The following is a 15,746-nucleotide window of genomic DNA, read 5'->3' as shown; positions in this document are numbered from 1 at the left end:
ATGCCATCCGTTTTTGCAGGCGCAGCCGTACCATTGTATTTTTCACTTGGTCGATTAGAAGTAGATTTTAATCGATTTATAAACCCAGAAACAGGACGATATCCATGACTGCAATCATCGACATCATCGGTCGCGAGATTCTCGACAGCCGCGGCAATCCCACCGTCGAGGTGGATGTGCATCTCGAAGATGGCAGCTTCGGCCGCGCGGCCGTTCCGTCGGGCGCCTCGACCGGCGCACACGAAGCCGTCGAACTGCGTGATGGTGGCAAGCGCTACCTCGGCAAGGGCGTCGAAAACGCCGTTGCAGCCGTCAATGGCGAGATCTTCGAAGCGATCGGCGGCCTCGAGGCCGAAGACCAGATCCAGATCGACCAGACAATGATCGAACTCGACGGCACGGCCAACAAGGCCCGCCTCGGCGCCAACGCCATCCTCGGCGTCTCGCTCGCCGTCGCCAAGGCTGCGGCGGAAGCGGCCAACCTGCCGCTCTACCGCTATGTCGGCGGTCCGAACGCCCGCATCCTGCCTGTGCCGATGATGAACATCATCAATGGCGGCGCGCATGCCGACAACCCGATCGACTTCCAGGAATTCATGATCGTTCCGGTCGGCGCCGAAAATATCCGCGATGCCGTTCGCATGGGCTCGGAAGTCTTCCACACGCTGAAGAAGCAGCTGGCTGCCGATGGCCACAACACGAATGTGGGCGATGAAGGCGGCTTCGCGCCGGGTCTCGCATCCGCTCCTGCCGCCCTCGACTTCATCATGAAGTCGATCGAGAAGGCCGGCTATCGTCCGGGCGAAGACATGTTCATCGCGCTCGACTGCGCCTCGACCGAGTTCTTCAAGGACGGCAAGTACGTTCTGGAAGGCGAAGGCCGCACGCTGGAGCCCGAGGCCATGGCGGATTATCTGGCGGAACTGGCTGCCAGGTACCCGATCTTCTCTATCGAGGACGGCATGGCCGAAGACGACTGGGATGGCTGGAAGGCGCTGACCGACAAGGTTGGCAAGAAGGTTCAGCTCGTTGGTGACGATCTGTTCGTGACGAACTCGGCGCGCCTGCGCGACGGCATCAAGATGGGCGTCGCCAATTCGATCCTCGTCAAGGTCAACCAGATCGGCTCGCTCTCCGAAACGCTCGACGCCGTCGAGACCGCACACAAGGCGAGCTACACCGCCGTCATGTCGCACCGCTCCGGCGAGACGGAAGATTCCACGATCGCGGATCTTGCTGTCGCCACCAACTGCGGACAGATCAAGACCGGCTCGCTCGCCCGTTCTGACCGGACCGCAAAGTACAACCAGTTGATCCGCATCGAGGAGCAGCTGGGCCCGCAGGCAAAGTATGCTGGCCGCGCCATCCTGCGCGGCTGACCGGGAAACTGGTTTTCGGACTGATGAAACCCGCATCGCAGGATGCGGGTTTTTTCTTGCGTGCTGCATCATGGTCAATGGTCGGTTAACCGCTTGCCGCTAGTGTCGATCCCGTATTGCGTATCGGGGCACGGGCATGTGGACCAAACATCATAAGAAGCGGAAGTTGGGCCGGCTGGTACTGCCGGTGATTACGGTCGCGTTCCTTTCCTATTTCGGCTATCATTCCGTCCATGGTGACTTTGGCCTGCGCGGAATGGAGGATTTCGAGCGGCAGAGAGTGGAGCGTCAGGCGCGCCTCGATGTGCTCGTGCGGCAGCGCCAGATTCTTGAGAAAGAGGTTGCCCTGATGAGTGATGGCTCGCTGGAGCGAGACATGCTCGACGAGAAGGCGCGCTTCTATCTCAATATGTCCCGCACCGACGAAATCGTCATTTTCCACTAATATAGTGGATTAACCGAAATCAGGTTAATCGAAAATAGCCGTTATTAATCAATGGCTTCTCAAGAATATAAGCCATGCATTTATAGCATTGCTGCGGCGGGTTTTCTCCCCTATGGTTTCGTCAAAAGGCAAACATAGGGAGGAACGAATGGCTCCGCGTAAGATCGCGTCCACGTCCAGCCGCAAATCGGCGGCAAAGCCTGCAAAGAAAGACTTCAACGGCGGCATCATCGCCGACTTCTCCAAGGAAGACGACCTCAAGGCCTATCGCGAAATGCTGCTGATCCGGCGTTTCGAGGAAAAGGCCGGCCAGCTCTACGGCATGGGCTTCATCGGCGGCTTCTGTCACCTCTATATCGGTCAGGAAGCTGTCGTCGTCGGCATGCAGATGGCGCTGAAGGATGGTGACCAGGTCATCACCGGTTATCGCGACCACGGCCACATGCTCGCTTGCGGCATGAGTGCGCGGGGCGTGATGGCGGAACTGACCGGACGTCGCGGCGGCCTTTCCAAGGGCAAGGGCGGCTCCATGCACATGTTCTCCAAGGAAAAGAACTTCTACGGCGGCCACGGCATCGTCGGCGGGCAGGTCTCGCTTGGCACGGGCCTTGCTTTCGCCAACAGCTACCGTGGCAATGACAACGTCTCGCTCGCCTATTTCGGCGACGGCGCGGCCAACCAGGGCCAGGTCTACGAAAGCTTCAACATGGCCGCGCTCTGGAAGCTGCCGGTCGTCTACATCATCGAGAACAACCGCTACGCCATGGGCACCGCCGTTTCGCGCGCGTCCGCCCAGACCGATTTCTCGCAGCGTGGCGCTTCGTTCGGCATTCCGGGCTACCAGGTCGACGGCATGGACGTTCGCGCCGTCAAGGCGGCTGCGGATGAGGCCATCGAGCATTGCCGTTCCGGCAAGGGTCCGATGATCCTTGAAATGCAGACCTACCGCTATCGCGGCCACTCCATGTCCGATCCGGCGAAGTACCGCTCGAAGGACGAAGTGCAGAAGATGCGTTCCGAGCACGACCCGATCGAGCAGGTGCGCGCCCGCCTTCTGGAAAAGCAGTGGGCAAGCGAGGACGATCTCAAGCAGATCGACAAGGACGTCCGTGATATCGTCGCAGACAGCGCTGATTTCGCACAGTCCGATCCGGAGCCGGATGTATCCGAACTCTACACCGACATCCTGCTGTAATCCGGGGAGGGACGAAAAATGCCAGTAGAAATTCTCATGCCCGCCCTGTCTCCGACCATGGAAGAGGGCACGCTCTCCAAGTGGGTCAAGAACGAGGGTGACACCGTCAAGTCCGGCGACGTGATTGCTGAAATCGAAACCGACAAGGCGACGATGGAAGTCGAAGCCGTCGATGAAGGCGTGATCGGCAAGATCCTGATCGCCGCCGGCACCGAAGGCGTCAAGGTCAACACTGCGATTGCCGTTCTGCTGCAGGACGGCGAAAGCGCCGATGCGGTCGTCGCGCCGAAGGCTACTGCCGCTCCTGTTGAAGCGGAAACCCCGAAGGCCGCCGAGCCGGCGCCCGCCGCTGCCTCCGTGCCGGCCGCGCCGAAGACGGAAGCCGCTGCCGATCCGGATATCCCGGCCGGCACCGAAATGGTGATGACGACGGTGCGTGAAGCGCTGCGCGACGCCATGGCGGAAGAAATGCGCCGCGATGGTGACGTCTTCATCATGGGTGAGGAAGTCGCCGAATATCAGGGCGCCTACAAGATCACGCAGGGTCTTCTCCAGGAATTCGGAGCGCGCCGCGTCATCGACACGCCGATCACCGAGCACGGCTTTGCCGGCGTCGGCGTCGGCGCGGCCATGACCGGCCTCAAGCCGATCGTCGAGTTCATGACCTTCAACTTCGCCATGCAGGCGATCGACCAGATCGTCAACTCGGCGGCCAAGACCCTTTACATGTCGGGCGGCCAGATGGGCGCGCCGATCGTCTTCCGCGGCCCGAGCGGCGCGGCAGCGCGCGTGGCGGCCCAGCACTCGCAGTGCTATGCCGCCTGGTACAGCCATATTCCGGGCCTCAAGGTCGTCATGCCTTATACGGCAGCCGACGCGAAGGGCCTCCTGAAGGCCGCCATCCGCGATCCGAACCCGGTCATCTTCCTTGAAAACGAAATCCTCTACGGCCAGAGCTTCGAAGTACCGAAGATGGACGATTTCGTTCTGCCGATCGGCAAGGCGCGCATCCACAAGAAGGGCAGCGACGTCACCATCGTCTCCTTCGGCATCGGCATGACCTATGCGGTCAAGGCGGTTGCGGAGCTTGAGAAGGACGGCATCGATGTCGAACTGATCGACCTGCGCACCATCCGTCCGATGGACCTGCCGACCGTCATTGAATCGGTCAAGAAGACCGGGCGTCTGGTCGTTGTCGAGGAAGGCTACCCGCAGTCTTCCGTCGGCACCGAGGTCGCCACCCGCGTCATGCAGCAGGCCTTCGACTATCTCGATGCGCCGATCCTGACGATCGCCGGCAAGGACGTTCCGATGCCCTACGCCGCAAATCTCGAAAAGCTGGCGCTGCCGAATGTCGACGAAGTCGTCCAGGCGGTCAAAACCGTCTGCTACAAGTAACGGGAGGGCGCAGAAATGCCGATCAACATTACGATGCCCGCCCTGTCGCCCACCATGGAAGAGGGCAACCTGGCCAAGTGGCTCGTCAAGGAAGGCGACACCGTGAAATCCGGTGACGTCATCGCCGAGATCGAGACCGACAAGGCGACGATGGAAGTCGAAGCCGTCGACGAGGGCACGGTCGCCAAGATCGTCGTGCCGGCCGGTACGGAAGGCGTGAAGGTCAACAGCCTCATCGCCATCCTCGCTGCTGACGGCGAAGACGTCTCCGCTGCCGCCGCCGCTGGTGGTACGGCCCCGAAGGCAGAAGCCAAGGCCTCCGAGGCCAGGGTTGAAGCGCCGAAGGAAGCGGAAAAGCCTGCGGCTGCTGCCGCGCCGGCTCCTGCCGCCGCGTCTGCTCCGGCCAAGGACGGCAACCGCGTCTTCGCTTCGCCGCTCGCCCGCCGCATCGCCAAGGAATCCGGTGTCGATATCGGTTCGGTATCCGGCTCTGGCCCGCATGGCCGCGTGGTGAAGAGCGATGTCGAGAAGGCCGTCGCCTCCGGTGGCGCCAAGGCCGCCGCGCCGTCTGCCGCTTCCGCAGCCCCCGCCGCTGCCCCCAGGGGCATGTCGGAGGAAGCCGTGCTCAAGCTTTTCGAGCAGGGCTCCTACGAGCTCGTGCCGCATGACGGCATGCGCAAGACCATCGCCAAGCGCCTGCAGGAATCCAAGCAGACGATCCCGCATTTCTACGTCTCGGTCGACGTGGAACTCGATGCGCTGCTGGCGCTGCGCGCGCAGCTCAACGAGGCGGCGCCCCGCAAGGAAGACAAGGCGGCCTACAAGCTCTCGGTCAACGACATGGTGATCAAGGCCATGGCGCTCGCACTGCGCGACGTGCCGGATGCCAACGTCTCCTGGACCGACACGAACATGGTCAAGCACAAGCACGCGGATGTCGGCGTCGCAGTCTCCATCCCGGGCGGCCTGATCACCCCAATCATCCGCAAGGCGGAGCTGAAGAGCCTGTCGGCCATCTCCAACGAGATGAAGGACCTCGGCAAGCGCGCCAAGGAACGCAAGCTGAAGCCGGAAGAGTATCAGGGCGGAACGACTGCGGTCTCCAACATGGGCATGATGGGCGTCTCGAACTTCGCTGCGGTCGTCAATCCGCCGCATGCGACGATCCTGGCGGTTGGTGCCGGCACGGAGCGCGTCGTGGTCAAGGGTGGCCAGATGGTCATCGTCAACGCCATGACGGTCACGCTTTCCACCGACCATCGCTGCGTCGACGGCGCGCTCGGCGCCGAACTGCTCGGTGCCTTCAAGCGCTACATCGAGAACCCGATGGGAATGCTCGTCTGATAGCGGGGTGCGGCCATGAAGACGGTTCTTTGCTACGGCGATAGCCTGACCTGGGGTTATAACGCGGAAACGCTCGACCGGCACGCCTTCGAGGATCGCTGGCCGAGCGTGCTCGCCAAGGCTCTCGGGCCGGACGTTGCCGTGATTGCCGAGGGCCTCAACGGCCGCACCACCGCCTATGACGATCACCTGGCGGATTGCGACCGCAACGGTGCGCGTATTTTGCCGACGATCCTGCACAGCCATGATCCGATTGACCTCGTCATCATCCTGCTCGGCGCCAACGACATGAAGCCGATCCTGTGCGGGACGGCGTTCGGCGCGATGCAGGGCATGGAGCGGCTGGTGGAGCTGGTAAGGCACCACGCCTGGTCGTTCGGCGACAAGGACGGTCCGGAAATCCTCATCGTCTCGCCGCCGCCGCTCTGCGAAACGGCAAATACCGCTTTCTCGGCGATGTTTGCCGGCGGCGTCGAACAGTCGGCAATGCTGGCGACGCTCTATGCGGACCTGGCGGACGAGGTTGGCTGCGGTTTCTTCGATGCGGGGTCCGTGGCCGAAACGACGCCGCTCGACGGTGTGCATCTCGATGTTAAGAACACGCGGGCGATCGGCAAGGGTCTCGAGCCGGTCGTGCGCATGATGCTCGGGCTTTAAAAAGAAAACATGCGGCGGCAGCAATTCGTGCGCGCCAAAGAAAAGGCAGGAAACGACATGGCTCAATCCTACGACGTCATCGTTATCGGTTCGGGTCCGGGCGGCTATATCGCGGCGATCCGCGCGGCGCAGCTGGGCCTGAAGACGGCCATCGTCGAGCGCGAACATCTCGCCGGCATCTGCTCCAACTGGGGCTGCATCCCGACCAAGGCGCTGCTGCGCTCGGCGGAAATCTTCCACTATGCAAAGCACCCGGGTGACTACGGCATCAAGATCGAGGGGTCGGTGACGCCGGACCTGAAAGCCATCGTCGCCCGCTCGCGCGGCATCGCCCAGCGCATGAACGGCGGCGTCGGCTTCCTGATGAAGAAGAACAAGGTCGACGTCATCTGGGGCGAAGCCAAGCTGACGAAGCCTGGCGAGATCGTCGTATCCAAGACGACGAAGGCCATCCAGCAGCCGCAGGCGCCGCTGCCGAAGAATGTTCTGCCGGAAGGCACCTACACGGCCAAGCATATCGTGATCGCAACCGGCGCCCGTCCGCGCGCGCTGCCGGGCATCGAGCCGGACGGCAAGCTGATCTGGACCTATTTCGAGGCGATGAAGCCGGAGGAAATGCCCAAGTCGCTGCTCGTCATGGGCTCGGGCGCCATCGGCATCGAATTCGCTTCCTTCTATCGCACGCTCGGCGTCGATGTGACGGTCGTCGAAGTGATGAAGACGGTCATGCCGGTCGAGGATGCGGAAATCTCGGCGCTGGCCAAGAAGCAGTTCGAGAAGCAGGGCATGAAGATCCATCTGGAGGCCAAGGTCACCAAGGTGGAGAAGGGTGCCAATTCGGTCACCGCGCATGTCGAGATGAAGGACGGCAAGGTCGAGAAGATCACCGCCGACCGCATGATCTCCGCTGTCGGCGTGCAGGCCAATATCGAGAATATCGGCCTTGAGGCGCTCGGCGTGAAGACCGACCGCGGCTTCATCGCCATCGACGGCTACGGCAAGACGAACGTGCCGGGCCTCTACGCCATCGGCGACGTCGCCGGCCCGCCAATGCTTGCCCACAAGGCCGAGCATGAGGCCGTCATCTGCATCGAGAAGATCGCGGGCCTGCCGAACGTCCATCCGATGGACAAGTCGAAGATCCCGGGTTGCACCTATTGCCACCCGCAGGTCGCCTCGGTCGGCCTCACCGAAGCCAAGGCCAAGGAGCAGGGCCGTGACATCCGCGTCGGCCGCTTCCCCTTCGTTGCCAACGGCAAGGCCATCGCGCTCGGCGAAGACCAGGGTCTCGTCAAGACGATCTTCGACAAGAAGACCGGCGAACTGCTCGGCGCCCATCTCGTCGGCGCGGAAGTGACCGAACTGATCCAGGGTTTCGTCATCGCCATGAACCTCGAGACGACCGAGGAAGAGCTGATGCACACGATCTTCCCGCATCCGACGATTTCGGAAACGCTGAAGGAAAGCGTGCTCGATGCCTATGGGCGTGCACTGAACGCTTGAACGTGCTAAAGCCCGCCTCCACATGAGGCGGGCTCGATTTTCGGGTCCGCAAGACAGGCGCGGAAGCCTGCTAGAAAGTGGAATCGGCATGGTCACCATTCTCGACCGCACCAATCTTGATCCCAATACGCCGCGCGTGCGCCACCCGGAAAAGGCCAACCGGCCCGATACCGAAGTGCTGCGCAAGCCGGAGTGGATCCGCGTCAAGGCACCGGTCTCCAAGGGCTACCAGGAAACCCGCGATCTCGTGCGCTCGCACAAGCTTGTGACTGTGTGCGAGGAAGCGGGCTGCCCGAATATCGGCGAGTGCTGGGACAAGAAGCACGCGACCTTCATGATCATGGGCGAAATCTGTACCCGCGCCTGCGCCTTCTGCAACGTGGCGACGGGCAAGCCCAATGCGCTGGATCTGGACGAGCCGGAAAACGTCGCCAAGGCCGTCAAGCAGATGGGCCTGTCTCACGTCGTCATCACCTCCGTCGATCGCGATGACCTGGCCGATGGCGGCGCCGAGCACTTCGAAAAGGTGATCTGGGCGATCCGCGCGGCTTCCCCGGCGACGACGATCGAAATCCTCACCCCCGACTTCCTCAAGAAGCCCGGTGCGCTGGAGCGTGTCGTCGCGGCAAAGCCCGACGTCTTCAACCACAATATGGAAACCGTTCCGGGCAACTATCTCACGGTGCGCCCCGGTGCACGCTACTTCCACTCCGTCCGCCTGTTGCAGCGCGTGAAGGAACTGGATCCGACCATGTTCACCAAGTCGGGCATCATGGTGGGCCTTGGCGAGGAGCGCAACGAAGTACTCCAGCTGATGGACGACCTGCGCACCGCCGACGTCGACTTCCTGACTATCGGCCAGTACCTGCAGCCGACCCGCAAGCACCATGCCGTCATGAGCTTCGTGACCCCGGAAGAGTTCAAGTCCTACGAGACCGTCGCCTATTCCAAGGGCTTCCTGATGGTCTCCTCGAGCCCGCTGACGCGCTCCTCGCATCATGCCGGCGACGACTTCGCCCGCCTCAGGGCCGCCCGCGAGCGCAAACTTCTCGCTGCCGCGGAATAGACATTCCCGCCATCATCCTTTAAGCCCCGCCGTCCTGCCCGACGGCGGGGCTTTTCGTTTCGGGGATGGCGATGACGGTTTCGATCACGATCGAGGACGCGGCCGGGCGGTTGCATGCGGCGGAGCGGGTGCTGGTCATCGGCTGCTCGGGCAGCGGCAAGAGCACGCTGGCGCGAAAGCTTTCAGGCTGTCTGGACCTGCCTTATGTTTCCATGGACCGCGAAATCTTCTGGCTGCCCGGCTGGCAGACGCGACCGCGGGCCGAGGCGCTGGCGCGCCTGCAGGCTATCCTTGCTCAGGAATGCTGGATGCTCGACGGCACCAGTCCCGGCTCCTTGCCGCTGCGCCTGCCGCGGGCCGATCTCGTTCTATGGCTTCGCCCGCCGCGCTGGATGTCGCTCTACGGCGTGATCTCTCGCTGGATCAAGCTGCGTGGCCGGTCCCGCCCGGAAATGGCCGACGGCTGCCCCGAGAAGATCGACCTCGAATTCCTCAGCTACGTCTGGAATTTCGAGAAGACGGAGAGCCCGGAGATTGAGGAGAATCTTGCGACATATGGACCGCATGTGCCGGTTTGCGTGTTGAAATCGCGTGGCGAGAACGACCTTCTACTTGCAAGAGTTGCCGCGGTTCACTAGCTCTCGGCCATGCCCCAGTTCGAAACCCACAGACCCGTTCCCCATACGCCCGAGCAGATGTTCGACCTCGTCGCCGATGTCGAGCGCTACCCGGAGTTCCTTCCGCTCTGTGAGGGGCTTGCCGTGCGTTCGCGCAAGGAGCGCGACGGCAAGGAATTGCTCGTCGCCGACATGACGGTCGGCTACAAGGCGATCCGCGAAACCTTTACGACGCAGGTCTTGCTGAATCGGGCCGAGCGGACGATCGACGTCAAATATATCGACGGGCCGTTCCGCTATCTCGACAACCGCTGGCGCTTCGAGGCGCAGCCCGACGGCGGCTCGAAGGTGCATTTCTTCATCGACTACGAGTTCAAGAGCCGTATTCTCGGCGCGCTGATGGGCTCGATGTTCGACCGCGCCTTCCGCATGTTCACCGACGCATTCGAAAAACGCGCGGGCCAGATCTATGGCGGCGATAGTTCAGTCGCCTGAAATTTCCACCAGCATCTCAAGCGCTGTGCGCACCGTGGCAAGCCGCACTTCGCTGCGGCCGATATCGCCGTAGCGCATTTCCCGGTGCAGCGTTTCGTGCCCCTTGCGGGCGGCGGCGAGATGAACGAGGCCGACAGGCTTTTCGTCCGAACCGCCGCCGGGACCGGCAATGCCGGTGACGGCAACGGAAATGGTGGCGGCCGAATTGCTGATCGCGCCTTCCGCCATCTCGATCGCCGTCGGACGCGAGACGGCGCCATGCGCCTTCAGCGTCTCGGGGGAGACGCCGATCATCTGCTGCTTGGCCTCATTGGAATAGGTGATGAAACCGCGTTCGAAGACGTTGGAGGAACCCGCGATCTCCGTGATCGCGCCGGCGATCAGCCCCGCCGTGCAGGATTCGGCGGTGGCGATCATCAGCTTGCGCGCGGTGAAATCGGCGACGATCCCGCTCGCCGCATCCTCTATGTCCCTTGGCCAGATGCTCACGCGTCGGTTTCCCTGTAGACGACGGTCGCCGTTGCAATCGCCGCGATGCCCTCGCGCCGGCCGATGAAGCCGATCTTCTCGTTGGTCGTCGCCTTGACCGAGCAGCGCTCGATGGAAATCCCGAGGAACGTCGAAAGGTTCCGGCGCATTTCCTCCTTGTGAGGGCCGATCTTCGGGGCTTCCGCAATCAGCGTCACGTCGGCATTCATGATCGTGCCGCCTTTGGCGCGCACGATGCCGACGGCGTGTTCAAGGAAGATGTGCGACGCAGCGCCCTTCCATTGCGGATCGGACGGCGGGAAATGGTCGCCGATATCACCCGCGCCGCAGGTGGCAAGCAGCGCGTCCGTCAGGGCATGCAGCGCGACATCGGCGTCCGAATGGCCGGAAAGCGTCTGGTCATGCGCGATGAGGAGGCCGCAGAGCGTGACGCCGTCGCCATCGACGAGCTGGTGCACGTCGTAGCCGTTGCCGGTGCGAACGTCCGGCAGTGCGTGGGAGAGGCGCTGATCGGCCATGGTGATATCCTTCTGTAGGGTGAGCTTGACGTTGCCGGCGCTGCCTTCGACGAGATGCACGCGCACGCCCGCCCACTCGGCGATTGAGGCGTCGTCGGTGAAATCGCTGCGGCCGGCGGCGCTGGCGCGGCGGTGGGCTTCCAGAATGGTGGCGAAATGGAAGGACTGAGGCGTCTGCGCGGCGAAGAGGCCGGAGCGCGAGACGGTTTCGGCAACATTGCCGTTCGCGTCCGCTCGCTTCAGCGTGTCGGCGACGGCGACGGCCGGCAGTACCGCGCGTGCGCCGTGATGGAAGGCGGCAAGCGTGCGCTCGAGGATCGCGGGTTCGACGAAGGGACGCACGGCATCCTGGATGAGGACATGGCTGACGTCTTTGCCGGCAAGAACCTCGAGGCCGGCGAGCACCGATTGCTGGCGGGTTGCGCCGCCATTGACCACGGACAGGCGACCTTCGGCGGGCAGGGCCGCCGCGCGGGCGGCCTCGAACAATGCCGCGTCATCGGGATGTATCACGACGACGATATGGCGGGCGTGTGGCCAATTGATAAAGAGGTCGAGCGTATGGGAAATGACCGGCCGTCCGCCGATACGGCGGTATTGCTTGGGGCCATCGGCATGGCTGCCGGCCCGTTCGCCTCGCCCGGCGGCAACGATGACCACACCGCAGGATAGCGCATTTTCCGCAAGCATTTCGGACCCACACCTTTGTTTGAAGCGATGCGAGGTGGTTTAGCCGGAAGGGTGCCGCAATTCCAGCGCCTAGCGGAAAATTGCCCGATCGTGTGATTGCGGCTTGGCAAGAATGGCAACAGTGTCTAAAAATATGGCATGGATATGAATTGCTTGAAAGATGAGCATGTGATGGTCCCCGACCTTTCGGCGCCGCTCGCGGTCGGTGGCCAAGCCCTTCGGAACCGGATCGTTCTGGCGCCGATGTCGGGCGTAACGGACCTGCCGTTCCGCGATCTCGCCTGGCGTTTTGGCGCGGGCCTCGTCGTGACCGAGATGGTGGCTAGCCGGGAGCTGGCGCTCAATGCGCGCGAAAGCTGGTCGCGCATCCGCAATTGCGGCATCCGCCCGCACATGGTGCAGCTTGCCGGGCGTGAGGCGCACTGGATGGCGGAGGCTGCGCGCATCGCGGAAGGCGAGGGCGCCGACATCGTCGATATCAATATGGGCTGCCCCGCCAAGAAGGTGATCGGCGGCTATTCCGGCTCGGCATTGATGCGCGATCCCGATCACGCGCTCGGCCTGATCGAGGCGACCGTCAAGGCGGTGAAGGTGCCGGTGACCGTCAAGATGCGTCTCGGCTGGGACCACGATTCGATCAATGCCCCGCATATCGCATCGCGCGCCGAGGCTGCGGGGGCGGCAATGATCACCGTGCATGGCCGCACGCGCATGCAGTTCTACGAGGGCAGGGCCGACTGGGACGCGATCCGCGCGGTGCGTGACGTGCTCTCCATTCCGCTCATTGCCAATGGTGATGTGGACACGGCCGAGGACGCGCAGGAAATCCTGCGGCGTTCGGGTGCCGATGCCGTGATGGTGGGCCGGTCCGCACAGGGCCGGCCCTGGCATCCGGCGGTGCTGGCTGGTGCTTGCGCGCATCCCTCGGTGGAGGAAATGGCGGCAATCGCGGTGGAGCACTACCGCATGATGCTCGATTTCTACGGCGTCGAGGGTGGGCTGCGCCACGCGCGAAAGCATGTCGGCTGGTATCTGGAGCGTTTTGCCTCCGACCTTCCGGGAGCGGCGAAGGCGGAAATCATGACCGCGCGCGACAGCGATTTCGTCGCCGACCGACTGGCGGCCGCCCTGCTCGGCAATGCGGCATCCCGGCTCGGAGAGGCTGCATGACCGGCAAGGGCGAAGAGCAGACTGCCGCCAAGGCGCCGGACCTTGCGCTTGCCGTTCTCAATGCCATCCAGAACCCGGTCATCCTAGTCGATGCCCAGGGGCTGATCGCCTTTGCCAACTGGGAGGCGGAAGCCTTTTTCGGCGCGAGCGCGGCCCATCTCGCCCGTCACGACGTGTCGGCCTTCATTCCCTTCGGCAGCCCGCTACTGACGCTGATCGACCAGGTGCGCGAACGCCGGGCCCCGGTAAGCGAGTATCGCGTCGATCTGAGTTCGCCCCGGCTCGGGGCGGAAAAGCTTGTCGATATCTATGTGGCGCCCGCGACGACCGAGCCGGGCTCTGTGGTGGTCGTCATCCAGGAGCGCTCGATGGCGGACAAGATCGACCGCCAGCTCACGCATCGCGGGGCCGCCCGGTCGGTGACGGGCCTTGCCTCCATGCTGGCGCATGAAATCAAGAATCCTCTGTCCGGAATCCGCGGCGCGGCGCAGCTTCTGGAGGCCTCGGTTCCTGACGAGGATCGTGCGCTGACGCGGCTGATCTGCGACGAGACGGACCGCATCGTCTCGCTGGTCGACCGCATGGAAGTATTTTCCGACGAGCGGCCGGTCGACCGCGTGCCGATCAACATCCATTCGGTGCTGGATCATGTGAAGGCGGTCGCACGGGCGGGTTTTGCCCGCAATATCAGGATCACGGAGCTTTACGATCCCTCGCTGCCACCGGTCTATGCCAATCGCGACCAGCTCGTGCAGGTGTTCCTGAACCTCATAAAGAACGCCGCGGAGGCGGTTGGCGACCGGCCGGAGGGCGAAATCCAGCTCACCACGGCCTACCGGCCGGGCATCCGGCTTTCGGTTGCCGGCACGCGTGAAAAGATCTCGTTGCCGCTAGAGTTCTGCGTGCACGACAACGGCCCCGGCGTTCCGGCAGACCTTCTGCCGCATCTCTTCGATCCTTTCATCACGACGAAGACCAACGGCTCAGGCCTTGGCCTTGCGCTGGTCGCAAAAATCATCGGCGGCCATGGCGGTATTGTTGAATGCGACAGCCAGGGCAACCGAACCACCTTCCGCGTGCTGATGCCGGCTTCCCGTGGCGTCAGTGAAGACGCCGATTTTTCGAAGACTAAAGGATATGATTGATGACAGGCGCTACAGTCCTCGTTGCCGATGACGATGCCGCGATCCGCACGGTTCTCAACCAGGCCCTTAGCCGCGCGGGATACGATGTGCGCATCACCTCCAACGCAGCGACGCTGTGGCGCTGGGTCGCCGCCGGCGAGGGCGATATCGTCGTGACCGACGTCGTCATGCCGGACGAAAATGCCTTCGATCTCCTGCCGCGCATCAAGAAGGCGAGGCCCGATCTGCCGGTGCTGGTCATGAGTGCGCAGAACACCTTCATGACGGCGATCAAGGCCTCGGAAAAAGGGGCCTACGACTACCTGCCGAAACCCTTCGATCTCACCGAACTGATCGCCATCATCGGTCGGGCGCTGGCCGAGCCGAAGCGCAAGCCTGCGCGCCTTGACGACGACATGCAGGACGGCATGCCGCTTGTCGGCCGCTCGGCGGCGATGCAGGAAATCTACCGCGTGCTTGCCCGCCTGATGCAGACGGACCTGACGCTGATGATCACCGGCGAATCGGGCACGGGCAAGGAGCTTGTCGCCCGCGCGCTGCACGACTACGGCAAGCGCCGCAACGGCCCGTTTGTCGCGATCAACATGGCGGCTATCCCGCGCGACCTCATCGAATCAGAACTGTTCGGACATGAGAAGGGTGCCTTTACCGGTGCGCAGAACCGTTCCACCGGCCGATTCGAGCAGGCCGAGGGCGGCACGCTCTTCCTCGACGAGATCGGGGACATGCCGATGGATGCCCAGACCCGGCTTCTGCGCGTGCTCCAGCAAGGCGAATACACGACCGTTGGCGGCCGCACGCCGATCCGCACCGACGTGCGCATCGTCGCGGCGACCAACAAGGATCTGAAGCAGTCGATCAACCAGGGGCTTTTCCGCGAGGACCTCTATTATCGCCTCAATGTCGTGCCGCTGCGCCTGCCGCCGCTGCGCGACCGGGCGGAGGACATTCCGGATCTTGTGCGCCACTTCGTGCAGCAGGCGGAAAAGGAAGGCCTCGACGTCAAGCGCTTCGATCAGGAGGCGCTCGAGCTGTTGAAGGCGCATTCCTGGCCGGGCAATGTGCGCGAACTGGAAAACGTCGTGCGCCGGCTCACGGCGCTCTATCCGCAGGATGTCATCACGCGCGAGATCATCGAGGCGGAATTGCGTGCCGACATCCCGGACAGCCCCATGGAAAAGACCGTTGTGCGCACCGGTTCGCTGTCGATCTCCCAGGCCGTGGAGGAAAACATGCGGCAGTATTTCGCCAGCTTTGGCGATGGCCTGCCGCCGACCGGCCTTTACGAACGTGTCCTCGCTGAAGTGGAATATCCGCTGATTCTCGCCGCTCTGACGGCCACGCGCGGCAACCAGATCAAGGCCGCCGATCTGCTCGGCCTCAACCGCAATACGCTGCGCAAGAAAATTCGCGAACTGGGCGTGGCCGTGTACAGAAGTACGCGCTCTGCTTGACTTTACACCAAAGGGCGTTGCATTTTGGCCACAATCTGTTGCTTGAGGGTAACAGAGGGGTGGTGGTCGAATAGGTCCGCACACCCGACCGTTCTGACTGCGGGTGCGGATTCGCCCGATCCTTCATGCGGTCGGCGCCATCCCGGAAAACACGATATAACGCCGACGCCCTCGGGTGGAC

At 63.0% G+C, this 15,746-nt stretch carries 15 protein-coding genes; 13 read left to right on the top strand and 2 right to left on the bottom strand.

Annotation, left to right across the window (positions count from 1 at the left end; translation table 11 throughout):
- Positions 1–104: 104 nt before the first annotated feature.
- The 10 genes from eno (at position 105) to WA950_RS13035 (ending at position 10,099) form a co-directional block, all read left to right on the top strand.
- Positions 105–1,379 (top strand): phosphopyruvate hydratase, encoded by a 1,275-nt coding sequence (eno, locus tag WA950_RS13080; protein WP_424552143.1) that lies wholly within the window; start codon positions 105–107, stop codon positions 1,377–1,379.
- Positions 1,380–1,515: 136 nt separating this feature from the next.
- Positions 1,516–1,824, top strand: a complete 309-nt coding sequence (locus tag WA950_RS13075; protein WP_424552142.1) for an FtsB family cell division protein — start codon at positions 1,516–1,518, stop codon at positions 1,822–1,824.
- Positions 1,825–1,972: 148 nt separating this feature from the next.
- A complete protein-coding gene (gene pdhA, locus WA950_RS13070) occupies positions 1,973–3,019 on the top strand; it encodes a pyruvate dehydrogenase (acetyl-transferring) E1 component subunit alpha (protein WP_424552141.1) in 1,047 nt (348 codons plus the stop codon).
- Positions 3,020–3,037: 18 nt separating this feature from the next.
- Complete coding sequence (locus tag WA950_RS13065) at positions 3,038–4,417, top strand: pyruvate dehydrogenase complex E1 component subunit beta (protein WP_424552140.1); 1,380 nt, start codon at positions 3,038–3,040, stop codon at positions 4,415–4,417.
- A 15-nt stretch (positions 4,418–4,432) separates the two neighbouring features.
- Complete coding sequence (locus WA950_RS13060; RefSeq protein WP_424552139.1) at positions 4,433–5,761, top strand: pyruvate dehydrogenase complex dihydrolipoamide acetyltransferase; 1,329 nt, start codon at positions 4,433–4,435, stop codon at positions 5,759–5,761.
- Between the two features lie 15 nt (positions 5,762–5,776).
- Complete coding sequence (locus tag WA950_RS13055) at positions 5,777–6,418, top strand: SGNH/GDSL hydrolase family protein (RefSeq protein ID WP_424552138.1); 642 nt, start codon at positions 5,777–5,779, stop codon at positions 6,416–6,418.
- A 57-nt stretch (positions 6,419–6,475) separates the two neighbouring features.
- Positions 6,476–7,921: a dihydrolipoyl dehydrogenase gene (gene lpdA / locus WA950_RS13050; protein ID WP_424552137.1), complete on the top strand. Its 1,446-nt coding sequence runs from the start codon at positions 6,476–6,478 to the stop codon at positions 7,919–7,921.
- Positions 7,922–8,009: 88 nt separating this feature from the next.
- On the top strand, positions 8,010–8,987 hold the full coding sequence (lipA, locus tag WA950_RS13045; RefSeq protein WP_424552136.1) for a lipoyl synthase: 978 nt from the start codon (positions 8,010–8,012) through the stop codon (positions 8,985–8,987).
- 71 nt (positions 8,988–9,058) lie between these two features.
- Positions 9,059–9,625 carry an AAA family ATPase gene (locus tag WA950_RS13040; protein WP_424552135.1) on the top strand — a complete coding sequence of 189 codons (567 nt, stop codon included), beginning with the start codon at positions 9,059–9,061 and terminating at the stop codon, positions 9,623–9,625.
- A gap of 9 nt (positions 9,626–9,634) precedes the next feature.
- A complete protein-coding gene (locus WA950_RS13035) occupies positions 9,635–10,099 on the top strand; it encodes a type II toxin-antitoxin system RatA family toxin (RefSeq protein ID WP_424552134.1) in 465 nt (154 codons plus the stop codon).
- Here the strand turns inward: WA950_RS13035 and WA950_RS13030 are convergent.
- Together WA950_RS13030 and WA950_RS13025 are read right to left on the bottom strand one after the other, a co-directional pair.
- Positions 10,088–10,582: a CinA family protein gene (locus WA950_RS13030; RefSeq protein WP_424552394.1), complete on the bottom strand. Its 495-nt coding sequence runs from the start codon at positions 10,580–10,582 to the stop codon at positions 10,088–10,090. The two genes, WA950_RS13035 and WA950_RS13030, sit on opposite strands and share 12 nt — an antisense overlap.
- A 2-nt stretch (positions 10,583–10,584) precedes the next feature.
- Entirely contained in the window at positions 10,585–11,796 is a 1,212-nt protein-coding gene (locus WA950_RS13025) for a bifunctional 2-C-methyl-D-erythritol 4-phosphate cytidylyltransferase/2-C-methyl-D-erythritol 2,4-cyclodiphosphate synthase (protein ID WP_424552133.1), read from the bottom strand.
- A 144-nt stretch (positions 11,797–11,940) separates the two neighbouring features.
- Between WA950_RS13025 and dusB the strand changes: the two genes are divergently transcribed.
- Genes dusB through ntrC form a run of 3 tightly spaced genes read left to right on the top strand, consistent with a single transcriptional unit; the run spans position 11,941 to position 15,565 of the window.
- On the top strand, positions 11,941–12,966 hold the full coding sequence (gene dusB / locus WA950_RS13020) for a tRNA dihydrouridine synthase DusB (protein WP_424552132.1): 1,026 nt from the start codon (positions 11,941–11,943) through the stop codon (positions 12,964–12,966).
- Positions 12,963–14,111 carry a two-component system sensor histidine kinase NtrB gene (locus WA950_RS13015; protein WP_424552131.1) on the top strand — a complete coding sequence of 383 codons (1,149 nt, stop codon included), beginning with the start codon at positions 12,963–12,965 and terminating at the stop codon, positions 14,109–14,111. Before dusB ends, WA950_RS13015 begins: the two co-directional genes overlap by 4 nt.
- A complete protein-coding gene (gene ntrC, locus WA950_RS13010) occupies positions 14,111–15,565 on the top strand; it encodes a nitrogen regulation protein NR(I) (protein ID WP_424552130.1) in 1,455 nt (484 codons plus the stop codon). The genes WA950_RS13015 and ntrC overlap by 1 nt, the downstream gene beginning before the upstream one ends.
- Positions 15,566–15,746: the final 181 nt, after the last annotated feature.

The sequence above is a fragment of the Shinella sp. genome (genome assembly GCF_049651085.1).
Lineage (GTDB): Bacteria > Pseudomonadota > Alphaproteobacteria > Rhizobiales > Rhizobiaceae > Shinella.
This window is presented reverse-complemented; position numbering and strand designations above follow the sequence as displayed.